The organism is Paenarthrobacter aromaticivorans (assembly GCF_019038615.1).
GTDB lineage: Bacteria > Actinomycetota > Actinomycetes > Actinomycetales > Micrococcaceae > Arthrobacter > Arthrobacter aromaticivorans.
Genome location: NZ_JAHOPC010000002.1, coordinates 284,428 through 297,999, shown reverse-complemented (window position 1 = coordinate 297,999; position 13,572 = coordinate 284,428). Strand labels below are relative to the sequence as shown.

Annotated in this window: 13 protein-coding genes; all 13 read right to left on the bottom strand. The window is 59.0% G+C overall.

Annotation, left to right across the window (positions count from 1 at the left end):
• Nucleotides 1-323: 323 nt before the first annotated feature.
• Nucleotides 324-1,499, bottom strand: a complete 1,176-nt coding sequence (locus tag KSW38_RS04930; protein WP_216923372.1) for an epoxide hydrolase family protein — start codon at nt 1,497-1,499, stop codon at nt 324-326.
• A 12-nt stretch (nt 1,500-1,511) separates the two neighbouring features.
• The gene (locus KSW38_RS04925) at nt 1,512-2,939 is read right to left on the bottom strand and encodes an NAD(P)/FAD-dependent oxidoreductase (RefSeq protein WP_216923370.1); all 1,428 of its coding nucleotides are present in this window, start codon (nt 2,937-2,939) and stop codon (nt 1,512-1,514) included.
• A gap of 221 nt (nt 2,940-3,160) precedes the next feature.
• Nucleotides 3,161-4,816: an FAD-binding protein gene (locus tag KSW38_RS04920; protein ID WP_216923368.1), complete on the bottom strand. Its 1,656-nt coding sequence runs from the start codon at nt 4,814-4,816 to the stop codon at nt 3,161-3,163.
• Between the two features lie 193 nt (nt 4,817-5,009).
• Complete coding sequence (locus KSW38_RS04915) at nt 5,010-5,468, bottom strand: VOC family protein (RefSeq protein ID WP_216923366.1); 459 nt, start codon at nt 5,466-5,468, stop codon at nt 5,010-5,012.
• A gap of 70 nt (nt 5,469-5,538) precedes the next feature.
• The gene (locus tag KSW38_RS04910) at nt 5,539-6,378 is read right to left on the bottom strand and encodes an SDR family oxidoreductase (RefSeq protein WP_216923364.1); all 840 of its coding nucleotides are present in this window, start codon (nt 6,376-6,378) and stop codon (nt 5,539-5,541) included.
• A gap of 128 nt (nt 6,379-6,506) precedes the next feature.
• The gene (locus tag KSW38_RS04905) at nt 6,507-7,649 is read right to left on the bottom strand and encodes a sugar ABC transporter substrate-binding protein (protein ID WP_216923362.1); all 1,143 of its coding nucleotides are present in this window, start codon (nt 7,647-7,649) and stop codon (nt 6,507-6,509) included.
• A gap of 420 nt (nt 7,650-8,069) precedes the next feature.
• Nucleotides 8,070-8,306, bottom strand: coding sequence for a transposase (locus KSW38_RS23790; RefSeq protein WP_216923360.1), 237 nt, complete (start codon nt 8,304-8,306; stop codon nt 8,070-8,072).
• Entirely contained in the window at nt 8,252-8,767 is a 516-nt protein-coding gene (locus KSW38_RS04895; RefSeq protein WP_216923349.1) for a transposase, read from the bottom strand. Before KSW38_RS04895 ends, KSW38_RS23790 begins: the two co-directional genes overlap by 55 nt.
• A 124-nt stretch (nt 8,768-8,891) precedes the next feature.
• Nucleotides 8,892-10,232, bottom strand: a complete 1,341-nt coding sequence (locus KSW38_RS04890) for an FAD-binding oxidoreductase (protein ID WP_216923347.1) — start codon at nt 10,230-10,232, stop codon at nt 8,892-8,894.
• 171 nt (nt 10,233-10,403) lie between these two features.
• On the bottom strand, nt 10,404-11,039 hold the full coding sequence (locus KSW38_RS04885; protein ID WP_216923345.1) for a TetR/AcrR family transcriptional regulator: 636 nt from the start codon (nt 11,037-11,039) through the stop codon (nt 10,404-10,406).
• Nucleotides 11,040-11,193: 154 nt separating this feature from the next.
• Complete coding sequence (locus tag KSW38_RS04880; protein ID WP_216923343.1) at nt 11,194-11,673, bottom strand: nuclear transport factor 2 family protein; 480 nt, start codon at nt 11,671-11,673, stop codon at nt 11,194-11,196.
• Nucleotides 11,674-11,942: 269 nt separating this feature from the next.
• Nucleotides 11,943-12,341, bottom strand: coding sequence for a nuclear transport factor 2 family protein (locus KSW38_RS04875; protein WP_216923341.1), 399 nt, complete (start codon nt 12,339-12,341; stop codon nt 11,943-11,945).
• 148 nt (nt 12,342-12,489) lie between these two features.
• On the bottom strand, nt 12,490-13,425 hold the full coding sequence (locus tag KSW38_RS04870; RefSeq protein WP_254186090.1) for a zinc-binding dehydrogenase: 936 nt from the start codon (nt 13,423-13,425) through the stop codon (nt 12,490-12,492).
• Nucleotides 13,426-13,572: the final 147 nt, after the last annotated feature.

Genomic DNA, 13,572 nt, shown 5'->3' with positions numbered 1-13,572 from the left:
TTTGGTTGATTAGGCCTTTGGCCCGCGAAGGGATTGGCGGCAGTCGGTCACCGTGGCTAGTCCCGAAAGCCAGCTATAAAACCTGGCTTGAGATTTCTCTTGAGAGCGGACGGCGCCGCCAAGAATCCCACAATGCCGCACGATCAGAAGGCCCAAAGCTGAAGGCCCCCGCCGGCCCGTGGGCTTGCCGACCCCTGGGTGATCCAGCTCGTCGCGGACCTACATCACGGTGGCCGGTCCCTGAAAGAACAGCGGCGCGGAGCTGATCGCTCCCCGCCGCTGTTCCGCACGAAATACTACATATAGCAGGGACAGACTTCCGCCTATCCGACGCTCCTCTCGACAGCAGGCAGGCCTGACATTGCGCGGAGCGACTCTTGAATATCGGACGTCAGGAGGTCTGGCTGTTCCAACGCCGGGAAGTGACCGCCCTTCGCTTGCGGAGTCCACCGCACAACGTTGTAATGATGCTCCGCCACCCGCCGCGTTGCGCGATATAGCTCGTGCGGAAAGATTGCAACGGCAACGGGCGACTCCACCCGCTCTGATGAGGGACCCATCATCCCTGCGGCGCCGGTCTCGAAGTAGAGTCGGCCCGACGACCCACCGGTCGCGGTGACCCAGTACGTCATGATATTGGCCAGGATCTCATCCTTGCTGAGTACTGACTCAAGGACGCCGCCATTGTCAGTCCAGGTGTTGAGCTTCTCGACGATCCATGCCGCGAGTCCAACCGGGGAGTCGACCAGCGAAAAGGCGATAGTCTGTGGCTTGGTCGCCTGCAGTGCCAAATAGCCCGTTTCTACCATGTTGTATACGGCTTGGTCGGCAGCCAGTTGCGCTTCTTCCGCCGTCGGCTCGCCATCCTCCGGCCGAAGTCCACCCGTAACCAGGAACGTGACATGCAGTCCAGCAATCCGGTCGGGATGGCGAAGTGATAGCTGACCCGCGAGCACCGAGCCGAAATCGCCGCCATGGGCAAAGAACGTGTCATAGCCGAGTCCCGTCATGAGTTCAGCGAACGCGTCGGCGATCCTGCCCGGATGCCAGCCGGCCTCAGTCGTCGGCCCGCTGAAGGCAAAACCCGGAACCGACGGGATGACAAGATCGAAAGCGTCCTCGGCACGCCCGCCGTGCGCAACCGGATTGCTTAGTGGTCCTATTACCTTCAGGAACTCGAGCGGAGAACTGGGCCAGCCGTGCAGTAGCAACAGTGGCTTAGCTTCAGCTTCCGGCGACTTCACATGAAGAAAGTGGACATGCTGCCCATCGATGATCGTGGTGAACTGCGGGAAGGCGTTGAACCGCTTCTCGAAGGCGCGCCAATCGAAATGGTCCTTCCAATACGTCACGAGTTCCCGCAGGTAGCCGAGATCCGCGCCGTAGGTCCAGCCGGAGCCGGGGATAGCGTCGGGCCAGCGGGTGCCTGCGAGGCGACGATCCAGATCAGCAAGGACCTCGTCGGAAACGTCGACACTAAAGGGTCGGAACTCCATCATCACTGTCCCATCTCAAACGTTGGTTGAAACATCAGAGCGGCGAAGGGATCCGAGACGATCCCAGTCCCCGAGCACTCGATCCCGGAGAGCCTCGTCGCCCAGCCATTCTGTAGACCGCACCATGTTGATCGTCTCCATGAACTTGAGCGAAATCGACTCGTCCTCTGTTGCGAGGGCGATCACGCGGTCGGCGTACTCGGATTCCGGTGACTTGGACGACTCCTGGGTTACACCGTTGATTTCCACCCCCGGGATGCCGTAATCAGACGTAGTTGAGAACATCCAGGACGGCTCAATCACGGCCTGAAGATCCTTCTGGAAGCGCTCGGCGAAACCATCCAGACCCGATTCCGGCGCGGAATCTTGAAGGAAGCCCGTGAGCGAAGAATCCAGCGTTCGTGCGCCGCGTGCCGCGACGGTCATCCCCTGTCCGTAAATGGGGTTGAAAGCTGCCGCCGCATCACCGACGACTACGAAGTTCTCGGGACGCTCTTTAAGGTTCGACCAGTCACGGAGCCGGTTGGAGGTGTTCTGCCAGGCCTCGATGCCGCTCACCCGGCCGTACTGCTCGATCAGATCTCGGAACTCTGACGAACCAAAACTGGAGATGAAGTCAAGGAAACCCTCGACGTCGCTCGGCGGCAAGTCGCCGGCGCACCCCTGCGCTGTGACGACCATGAGGTTATCCTCCTGGCGCCACATGGATGCGCCGCGCGTTGCCGCATAGCCTTCGCCGCTGACTGTGGGCCCGACGTAAAGGGCAGTCCACCCCGGGTCAAATCCCTCCGGTACGCGCACATAGGTAGTGGCATAGCCCCACCGTGCGTTGATGACCGTCTCGACAGGCTTCGCGTAACCGGCCTCAGCAAACCATTCGGGGGCGATTGACGGGCGCCCGCTCGCGTCCACGAAGAGGTCGGCGCGAATGACTCGGAGCTCTTTGGTGTCGAGGTCCTCAACTTCGACGCCTACAGCCCTGCCGTCCTCGATGATGAGGCCCTTCGCGGGCGTACGCTGTATGTACGTCACGTTGCCTAGTTTGGCAGCGCGGCCCCGGAGATACCACTCAAGGTAGCGTCGCGTGCCAAGCAGGATGCGCATGTCGGAAGAGTGCCTCGGAAACCAGCCAAACTTCGACCCGTATCGGAACACCGCGGTCGGATCGGCATACGGCACACCGACTGCTGTCAGATCATCGGTTAGACCGGGAAATATCGCTTCAAGGTCCAGCCTGCCGCCCGCGCTAAGAATGTGGAATTGACCCGAGTGGGGTACGCCCCGTCGTTTAGTGGCTTCGGCTGGAAGAGTGTCGCGATCGATGACGATCACCTCTCCGAACCTGGTCGAGAGCGCCGCCGCGGCGCTGGAGCCCGCGATGCTTGCACCGATGACGACGGCCGTGCCGAGTCCTCGGGTGGAGACGTTTTGATCTGAGGTCATGAGTATCGGAATCCTTTCGTATGCCGGGCGGCATTGCCCGGCCTGTTGTCTGGACGTCATTCCGTCGCCCGCACAGGCCCGACTAACGTCCACTAATACTACCAACCGACCGACCGTTTGACACCGGCTGATGGGTATTTTTCTTATGAATTACTGGCTAAGGGAGTCCTTGGAGGTGGTCGCTCGGCGCGACCGGACCACCTGCACGCGCCACTTTTGGCTTACGGCGCCGAATTTGCCGCCGCGAGGGCAGCCCGATAACCGAACACCATTGCTGCTCCAATGGTTGCGCCGGCCGCAGGATAGGAGTCCCCGAGCATGGACGCCGTGGCATTGCCAACCGCATAGAGTCCCGGGATCGTCGTGCCGTCTTCACGCAGCACCCTGCCGTCGCAGTCGGTGATCGCGCCACCCTTTGTCCCGAGGTCCCCTAGCCCGATCTTAATGGCGTAGAACGGCGCAGACTCTATCGTCCCGAGCGTTGGGTTCGGCTTCTGACGCGGATCACTATAGTGGCGCTCAAAGGCGCTGTAGCCGCGGTTGAAGTCCTCGTCGATGCCGGTCTTGGCAAACCCGTTAAAACGATCAACAGTAGTGCGGAGGGCCCGAGGATCGAGACCAATTTTGTTGGCAAGCTCCTCGATAGTGTCCGCGCGAATCAGGAAACCTCCATCGATCGCCGACTGCGGAGTCACACCGGGGGGCATATAAGCGAATGGGTATGAGCGGCGATGCTGACTATCGATGATCTGCCACGACGGCAGGGCAGGAACTGTCTTGTTGCGCTCCTCCATCGCTGCCCCGAACTCAAGGTATCCGGTGGATTCACTCACGAAACGCTGAGCGGTCGAATCGACAACGATCGCGTGGGGATGCGATCGTTCCCAGATATTGAACCGCGTCACACCCTTGTCATCGATCATCGTCGGCATCCACCAAGCGAGGTCCATCTGCGCCGTCTCCGCACCCAATTCGGTCACCCACTGGTAGAAATCTCCGTCGGCACCTTCAGGAACGAGGCTCCAGTTGAGGTCAACGGGGCCCTGCTGGAACTCCTGGCGCATGCCCGTGTTCCGCGAGAAGCCTCCTGAAGCAATCAGTACACCCCGGCTGGCGCCGATCCGCATCTTCTTGCCATTATGGTCCGCTACGACCCCGACGACGTTCCCGCCTTCGACGATCAGCTCGCCTACAGGGCTGGAGGGCCAGACCTGAACCCCCCGGTCCAACGTGATCTTCAGCAGTTGACCGATGAGCGACTGTCCCACGGCAGCCGTGTGTCGGCCGATGATCTTCTGAATGAACGACCGAAGGCCAACCTTGCCGGCTGTATAGAAGCCCCGAATTGTTCGCCGAATCATCAGAAAGTCCCGGGCTTCGGTGTTGTACAACACAAGCCCTGGCATGCCTTGGGCTCCGCGGACACGCTGCTCCCAAGGCCCAAGCGTCCTCATATCGAAGCTGTCCACCTCCAAAGAGCGCCCCTTGACATCGCCCTTCGGCAACGATGAATAGTACTCGGGATACGGAATCATAACCCGCCAGCGCATGCCCTCGGTTTCGAGGAACTGGACCATTTCCGGACCACTATCGAGGAATGCCAACCGAAGGTCCATGCTCGTCGCCGGCGTCTCCGGCCCGACTGCAGCGTTCATATAGGTGAGCGCGTCCTGGCGGCTATCGCCCTGTCCTGCACGGTGGAGTAAGTGGTTATTCGGAATCCACACAGCACCACCTGAAATGGCGGAAGTGCCACCGACCTTATCGGTCTTTTCCAGGATCAGCGTCTTCATTCCCTGCTTGCGGGCTGCAATGGCTGCGGCGAAGGCTCCAGCCCCCGAACCGATCACCACGAAATCAAAGTTTGCGTCGAACACAATGTCTCCTCTCTGAGACTGGCTACCAAGCGCTGTAATCCAAATTGAATCGCCTCAGCCACTTTCGCGAGGTTTCATCTACCAACTGTATGGTAGATTCGCTTGTCGTTAAGCGCAAGCACCTTGGCCGGATTCTTCTTGATACGTCCCCTGGCAGCCCACCGCTACCTGCGACAAAATGATAAGAACAGGTTCATGCAAAGCTTCCTGTATCGAACCAGTGCTCAAAGGAAGCCCGTTGAGCATCGGCGACGTATTCGACGCGCGCCCCGGGCACGCTTGCCGACCGCGCATAGATGATGGATACAGAACCGTCCTCCTCGCGGAAGACAGCATCCACGGGATCGCCGGCTTCCTCCAATGCTCGTAAGCGCCCAGTGGGGTCGGGCTCCCAAATTCCCAAGTGATGCAACCCAAGGAAGTCCTTCCCATAGATGCCCACGCCCGTACTTTCTATAACCTCCAGCCGGAACGGAGAGTCGATCGTATAGGCGATCCACAGATCCATCGGGCCTCTGGATCCGCTAACGCGGTCCTCCATGTCCTGCGCTTTCACCTGGGTGGGTTCATTGAACCGGTATCCGAGACGTTCTTCGAGATCTCGGATGCCCTCGCGGATGTCGGCAACGATGAATCCCGCGTGATATGGCATCTGCAACATAGTGTTCCCATCAATTGTTTGTTGGATTGAAGAACCAGTATCTGAATAGAGGACACGCTAGTCAGGGAGACACCTTCGCGGAGATTTCTGCAAAGGTTGTGCTCATTGCTGCGTCTGCCCAGCTGTACGCATCTGTTCCGCGCAACACCACCTCCGCGCCGCCGTCGCAGTAGAGGGTTTGCCCGCACATATGGCTGTTCTGCTCAGACGTCAGCCAGATCAACAGATCCGCAATTGATTCTGGCGACTGGTGGCCGTTCAGCGGCGTCGGCACTATGGCGTTCATCATCGACGCGCCATCAGCCGTACCAAGCAACTCTGCCGTCATCGGGGTCGTTACCAGTCCAGGTGCCACGGCGTTAAGCGGAATGCCGGCGCCTGCCCAGACAGCGGTTGGGGCCTCGCGACGTAGCCACAGAGATATCGCACGTTTGGTGGACTGATAAACGAGATTCGCCGAGCCCTCATCCAGCGCCATGTTGGATGCAATCTTGAGCGCAGCGCCCTCATCATCAGCCACCAGCGCGTCCACCAATTGCGGGTGATTCGGGTGGATACACGACACGGAGGAGACGAGTGCGGCACGCGGGGCTGGCGCCTGCGCCAAAACGGGGCGAATCAAGGTAAGGAACTCCGTCATACCGAAATAGTTCACAGAAGCCGTCAATGGCTTCGGTAACGCGATTCCCGCACAGGCGATGACCGCGTCCACGGAGCCCGACGCCGCATCGACGGCAGCCTTCACTGCAGCCCTTCGGCCGGTAGCTGTTGACAGATCCCCCTGGATATCAGCGCCCCGCAGATCCACTCCCACGACGGTCGCTCCCTGTGTAAGCAAGCGGTCCGCGGTGGCCCTACCTATGCCCGAACCGGCCCCAGTGACTACATACGTGCGGCCCATGCCCAGACCATCCCTTCCGCTGCGTTGCAGCCCGACCCCAGGTCAATTGCCTGGGACTCCTTGCCGGCAATAAACCGGACGTATAATTACCAACGGGTAGCACTCGTCCACCCTGGATCATGATTTGTCTAATTCCCGGCCCAAACCGACCTATAGATAGCTTTGTAATCAAACGGCACGTGATACGGCTTGCCCGCTGGCGGAATGGCGTCCGGGTTATCTGTGTTCACGGCCGCCTGCCCGACGCCCTGAGGGGCCGCAGCCACCCCATTGAAGTACCGGTTGAGGTTGTCCATCGCGGCCCACCCCTTGAAAGTGTCGTCTGCTGCACCGGGCCACGTTAGTTTTCCGTTGCTGACAAGTTCGGTCGCCTCGGCGATGCCGAGCCCTCCGGCCATCGTTGCCTTACTGCCCGCTTCGTTCATCGCCGCGGCCCCGCCAAGCGTGCCGTACATGAAGTCAAACGGCAGGAACACGCCGTTGGCGTCGGGGTTGGTCACGAGTGAGGTCCGGAAGTTTTGGATCCACGGACCGTTTGGGATGAGGTCTGTGCCTGGGGAATTGATCGACTGAAGAATCTTGCATCCCGAGCACTTTGCGATCTCTTCCTGGAACCCTTCGGCGATCGCATGTTCCAGCGGATCCGGCCCATCAGTTGAGATAGCTCGTAGATTTCCGTTCGTTGCTGCAATGAGATACCAGGCCGCCCGCCGACCGTTGTCCTTCCAAAATTCCTCTATGTTGTCACCGACGGACTTATTGACGGCGTTTGGGACAGTGAACAAGGAGGTTCCGTCGGCGCCATTGCAGTTCACGCCGTCAACGCTGATGACAGGGACACCTTGGTCTTTCGCTTCTTGCAACGGCTGCTGCGCGACAGTGCAGCTGAAGCCTTGGATGTAGAGGGCATTAGGGTGGGATGCCAACGCTGTGCGAATCGCGGTGGCATACCCGCCGGCGATGTTCAGGTTGCCGTCCGCGTAGTGGTAGTCCCAACCCAGGGCTTTGGCGGCTTCTTCGGCAGCCTCCGCACCCGAGTTGCAGGGTGACCCGCAATTGATGACCCATACCGACTTGCCCTTCGCGGCCGCCGGCCCGTCAGATGGCGGCTCTGCAGAAGTCCCCTTGTAGAGTTCGGCGAGCGACGGAAAGTCAGCAGTGCCGGCGCCGCCGGCGGAGGATGAACCGATAGTTGCGGCCTCAGGTGAGACTGACGAGCAGCCCACCACCAGCATGGCCAGCACGCCCATCACTGCGATTGCCGCAGACATCCTCCGTGCTTTCGTGAATCTCATCTTGCTTCCAATCCATGAGTAGTTAAAGTTGCCGTGGGAAGGTGCGGCCCGGAGCCACTTTCGCCCCGGTTCCAGCCCGCCTCGGTTTTGTGATGCCTTCCGCAAGCCTGACTTGGTACTACGGGCGGCGCCAGCGCGTCCGTATGCCTGTGTTCGCCCTTGTGAAGCAGACGGCCTGCGGGGTTGCTGTCATTCACATCAGAGTCGAGGACATTTCCAGCTCCCTTGCTGTTGGGTCCTGCCAGGCTCTTTGCACAAGCTAGCATCGAAAGACCTATCAAACAATCGTACGGTAGTTAAATCTTGAGACAGATTCTGGAACTCTACTCCTGAGCACTCATGCGAAATCGTTTATTCATTCACCCGCCAGGCATCCAGCTTCATGCTCAACACGGGTTAAAGTGGTGGTGGTTGCGGTAGTTTCCGCCTCACCGGTCTAGAGCGCGTCTCCGCCACGACGCCGCGGTCGCGAAGGTGGGTTCGGATCGCTTTGGACGAGTACGCCTTGTCTCCGCGAACGCGGTCCGGGCGGGTTCGTGGCCTTCCCGGACCGGCCCGGTTGATCTTCAGCTGCTCCATCAAGTGAGGGAACATTGGCGCATCGCCGCCCTGTCCGGGGGCGACCAGCAGCACCAATGGCCTGCCTTTGCCGTCGACGAGGGCGTGGATTTGGTGCTCAAACCACCGCGGGAACGGCCAACCGCATCATCGTCCGGCGCATCAAACGAATTCATGTCATTCGATGAGCCCCGGTGGGGAAGGTTGGTCCCGTGCTGGGGCCGGTTCACCGTCACGTCAACGGAGTTCGACCAGCCCACTTCCCCGCGGGCATCTGCGACCGTCACCAGCCCGGCCAGGATTCTGTCCCCCGTTCCGTCACCGCTGTAGCGGCGGTGACGCTTCCATATCGTCTGCCACGGACCGAACTCGGCCGGCACATCCCGCCAGGCAATCCCGCACCGATACCGGTAGATGATGCCCTCCACCACCCGGCGATCGTCCCGATACGGACGAAGCCCGCGACCAACAGAGGACGGCAGCAACGCCTGAATGCGGGCCCACTGCCCATCAGTCAAAACAGCAGTACGAGACACCCTTCAAGTTTTCCTGACCAGCACTCCCGGATTTAGGAGACACTCCCTTGGGACGAAATCCGCCATTAGGCGGATGGCATGGACTGGGCATGGTCACGATGGCGACGACGTAGTACGGTATTGGCTACTCAAGCCCAGGAAAACTGAAGAACCGCCTCGACCCGTCGTGCTTGTCGCGGAGTTCTTCAAGCTTCTTGAGCTTCGGATCTGAAAGCGGTCGGAAATAGCGACGCCCGAGGTTCTCGTCGTTGAGTTGCACCCCATTGGACCAAGGCTCAAGAGCCCGCATGTTCTCCGTTACCCACGAAATGGCTCTCTCATCGTCCGCAGCATCTTCGTAGATCGCGTACGCGGAATAGAACGAGGGCCCAGGAGAGGAAACGGCAGCGGTCTCCTCGTCGTCAGCGGTCCACAGCCACCACAGAAGATACGACCTTGGAGACGGCAGGTTGTCGATGATAGGCGCAAGTTGAGGAATAAGGTCATCGATTCCCGCACTTGTCCACATGTTATCGACGGCGTACCTGTAACCAGGGGGGTCGATGAGGTCATTCAGCGCGTAGATCTCCTCGATAGTCGTAGGCACGGCTTCACCAATGGCGGCCTCCGCCACCGGGCAATCCTTGAGTGGCTGAAGAGCGGCAAGAGCGGCCTCTTCGCTGTCGGCAAATATGGTTGCCGCGACCAGTACTCCAAGGTTAATAACCGAAGGGTCCTCACTGTCGGGGTAGCCGCCGATCAGCAGGTACAACTCGACATCGTTGTCAAGCTTGTCCGAGATGGTCAGGCTCCAGCGCAGCGCCTCCTCCCAGCGCGACAAGGGAAACGTGACGGACAAGTTCATCCCCACATTGGGCCGTGGATAGACCTCAAGATGGAAGCTTGTAACAACGCCAAAGAATCCGGCGCCCGAACCGCGTGCTGCCCAGTAATAGTCAACGTTCCGGGTCTCGTCAGCGCGAATTAGTTCGCCCTGTGGAGTGACGACGTCGACCGCGCGTACGCTCATGCACGACTCGCGCTTACCCCCTGCCACGCCGTAGCCGCCACCCAGCAGGAAACCGCCCAGACCCACCGAAGGGCAGTGACCGGTGGGAAAGAAAAGATCATGGGGAGCCAAAGCGCCGTTCAGCTGCTCACCCTTGGTTCCCGGCCCTACACGGGCCAGATGTGATTCAACATCTACTTCAATCGAGTCCAAAGCAGAGAGATCGACGAGCACGCCACCGTCACGCAGACTCGAGGCGGCCCAGGCGTGGCCACCAGAGCGCGCGGAAACCTTCAAATTGTTGGCTGCGGCCCATTGGACTACCTGGGCAACCTCCAGTTGATTCTTGACTTTCACGATCACATCAGGAAAACGGTCAGGGACGTTCTCCTGCCACACAATCCCCTGACGTGCTTCCTCGTAGCCATCGTCACCTCGAGCGACTGCGAAGTCCACCAAATCCTTTACGCTACTCATCCCGACAGGTCCTCTCAACAGCCAAGGTAATGAAGCCCATTCAGCGTACGCTAAGGCGAAACTCTACCCTACAGTTGTTTGAAAAGAGGGTGTGAGCCGTCGCGGTTTCACAGAGTTGCTGAAGACGGGCAGCCGCCCTAAGACTAAAGGTGAATGCCGGGACTCCCGCAGCTAAGAGGCTCGGATAGAGTCACCGACAAGAGCGACGAGCGCATCAACGATGGCATCGTGGTCAAACTGACGGCTCGAACGCCGGCTGGGCCAAAACCTGACGTTGTTTACAGCGCCGAGTATAAAGCGCGTCAGCAGGCGCTGATCAATGTCGTCGCGGATACTTCTGTCGGCTTGACCAGCGACCACCTGATCGCTGATGTCACGCTCGAACGCGCGGCCCCACCCAGCAGCTGCCACCTGCCGATCTCCGGTCAAATGCTTCATCTCCGTGAAGAAGATGTTCGCACGCTCGACGTTCGCCAAGTACCACACACTTAGCCTGCGAACGTAGAGCAGGAGGGTTTCCAGCGGCGGCAAGTCGAGTTCGATCACTTCACGGTGAATTTCCCTCGACTGTTCATGGGACTCTTCCAGGATGCGGTAGAGAAGCTCTTCCTTGGAACTGAAATAGTGGTAGAGGCTGCCCTTAAGAACGCCGACCCGTTCCGCGACCTCCTGGATCGACGTCGATGCGTATCCTTTATCGGACATGACCGAGATGGCTGCAGCGATCACATTGTCGTCCCGGTTAAAGCGTTCGCGGGTTTTTGCGGCTTTAACTGGCACGCCTTGGGTAGTCTTGGCGGTCGGCATTTTCCTCCTAGGATCAGCTCCACGCGACTGGCTGCGCGGAGATTTGTCAAGATTATGGCTGCAAGTTGACTCGCCAGGAACAACAAACGAAGTGTTATTACCTCCGGTTGTCAGTTACGAGACAGCCGCGACGAGGTGCGGGTTGAAACTCCAGCTAGTCATCTCCCCTCACGGTCCAGACCGCATGGTGGCGAATGAATTTGGCGCTAGCGACCTTCCAAGCCCCGTCCACCCTTTTGTAGGTCTCCTCGTAATGACCGTAGCCCTCCAGTTTGGAGAAGCGAAATTCCGAGCCGGGTGGAAACCAAATCTGATCGTTCAAAGACCACGTACCGATGGCTGACTCATCATCCAAAACATCGATGTCCGGCATGTGGCCATGGTGCGACGTTACGGCGTCACCGAGGGCATCCCTGGCCCACGCCGCTGCTTCCTTGGCGCCTTCAACCCGGTAAACATGCTGAACCAGTTCGTCGACATCCTGGCCAGTATCCGACTCCGTAAAGTCGAAGATGATGTCGTCAGTGAAGTTCGCTGCAAACGCGTCCCAGTCCTTTTTGTCGAGCGCTCGAAAGTACCGCGACTTGAGTCTTTTGATTTCTTCCACTGCGATCAGCCGCTGGATATCATCCAAGCCCTTCTCCTCTCGACGTTTTCCCGAACAGGATGTACAATTCAAAATTTTACAGAAGCGGCAATCTCCTGTCAAACAAACGATCGAATTACTAGGGGCTGGTCCCATGAGCGTTGAGATGACTGCGTACCGGACAGCAGACAGAAACGTGCTGCCCGGCAGCAAGGCCAAGAGCGCGGAAGCCAGCCGCCGCAGGGCCAGGTAGCAGGATGCAATGCACCCCGAATTTGTCTCGGACCGGCGACATCGTGAATCCAGTAGTCATGGCCTTATGACTGGAAGGCTTCAAAGGCTGCGTAGCTATCCAAATGCTCGCGGAAGAGATTGATTTTGTCACCCTGGAAGCGAAAGTACCAGTGATAGCGATTGGAGTAGCGCTTTCCCGCCCCTGTCACCGTTTCACATGAGCCCTGCATCGACGCGTGGGTGCCGTCAGCCAATGCTTGGCCGCAGGTGTAGTTGAAACCGTTGGGGAACATTTCGCGCAGCACGCCAGGCATTACTTCGAGAAATTGATTCCTGTCCACTTTTTGCGAGCTACCGGGTGCAGAGGTGACGATTTCGAATTGAAAATCTGCTGCGATCATGTCGGCCAAGTCTGCAGTAGCATTTCGGTCGAGTGCTGCGATGAACTCGCGGATGCGCTCTTTTTGTCGATCTGGGTTCATTATTCTTTCCCTTTCAGAATGTGATTGCACTTCCAGGAGCTATGACTTTGGGAAGCCGAGAGCCTCAATGAGTATCTTTTCTACCGTACGTTTGGCGGCCATCTCACAAAGTGCCGGTCGTTGTGCCCAGAGACTCACGGTTCGGAGCTCAGTACACCGCGACGAGGCGGCCCGTAACTTCCCCCTTGGCGAGCCGGCGTATCCCGTCCGGGATACCTTCGAAGTCGGTGGGGGAGATTACTGGCTCGATGTCACCGGAAGCGATCCAAGCGAGCACAGCTTCCATATCCCTTTTGCTGCCTCCACCGCTGCCCACAAGGGTGACGTTCTTCGATACCAGTTGATAGGTGTCGATCGTCGCTTCCAAACGGCCCATTCCGATCAAGACAACTCGTCCGCGCTCACGGACAGCACCGATCGCACCTGACGTAGTAGACCCGAACCCAGCGAAGTCGACGATGACGTCCAACTCCAGGTCCGCCAATTCGGACACGTCGCGCACCACTCGTTGCGCACCGATCTCTCGAGCATCCTCCCACACGTCCTGATTTACCTCTGCGACGTAAATCTCTGCACCGCTTAGCACAGCGATGCGCGCACCCATCCGTCCAAGGGCCCCGAAACCGATGATCCCGACGCGTAGCCCACTCTTAACCTGGCCGGCTCCGACAATGCCCGCGTGGGCGGTCATCCCAGGTTCCGCGAACACAGCTCGCTCCAGCGCAACGACATCGGGAATGCGAACCAGATTCTCGGCGCGGGCCACAACATACTGTCCGAATCCACCATTCCTCAGGTAGCCGTGGAGCTCCCCAATCGACCACACCACCACGCGGTCCCCCTTGGAGAACCCCGTGACATCTGAACCGAGAGCGATAACGTTACCCGCGATCTCATGGCCGGGGACGACGGGCACATTCATCATGCCGAGCCATTTGCTGTCTTCGAACAGCCCGACATCGGAGTGGCAAATACCACAGGCACCCACGGCGATGAGCACCTCCCCCGCTTTGGGCTCGGGGTTCGGTAGATCGACCAATTCCAGGGGGGCATCCGTATCGCTAAAGCGCCAAGCTTTCATCATTCTCTCCTTATATTTCGGGCACAGCCCATGCCGTGCAGACGCACCGACAACGGTTCGCGTCTAATGACTTTCGCTAAAACTGATGCGTGAAGGTCCTAGCGAGATGCAGTTGGTTCGTTCCTCGACCACAACGAGCGGCACCGGTCT

What these genes read in the sequence shown, in the direction of transcription:
- KSW38_RS04930 (WP_216923372.1), bottom strand. Translation starts at nt 1,499, where the DNA reads ATGATGGAGTTCCGACCCTTTAGTGTCGACGTTTCCGACGAGGTCCTT.
- KSW38_RS04905 (WP_216923362.1), bottom strand. Translation starts at nt 7,649, where the DNA reads ATGTCTGCGGCAATCGCAGTGATGGGCGTGCTGGCCATGCTGGTGGTG.
- KSW38_RS04870 (WP_254186090.1), bottom strand. Translation starts at nt 13,425, where the DNA reads ATGATGAAAGCTTGGCGCTTTAGCGATACGGATGCCCCCCTGGAATTG.
- KSW38_RS04890 (WP_216923347.1), bottom strand. Translation starts at nt 10,232, where the DNA reads ATGAGTAGCGTAAAGGATTTGGTGGACTTCGCAGTCGCTCGAGGTGAC.
- KSW38_RS04875 (WP_216923341.1), bottom strand. Translation starts at nt 12,341, where the DNA reads ATGAACCCAGATCGACAAAAAGAGCGCATCCGCGAGTTCATCGCAGCA.
- KSW38_RS04925 (WP_216923370.1), bottom strand. Translation starts at nt 2,939, where the DNA reads ATGACCTCAGATCAAAACGTCTCCACCCGAGGACTCGGCACGGCCGTC.
- KSW38_RS04885 (WP_216923345.1), bottom strand. Translation starts at nt 11,039, where the DNA reads ATGCCGACCGCCAAGACTACCCAAGGCGTGCCAGTTAAAGCCGCAAAA.
- KSW38_RS04915 (WP_216923366.1), bottom strand. Translation starts at nt 5,468, where the DNA reads ATGCCATATCACGCGGGATTCATCGTTGCCGACATCCGCGAGGGCATC.
- KSW38_RS04910 (WP_216923364.1), bottom strand. Translation starts at nt 6,378, where the DNA reads ATGGGCCGCACGTATGTAGTCACTGGGGCCGGTTCGGGCATAGGTAGG.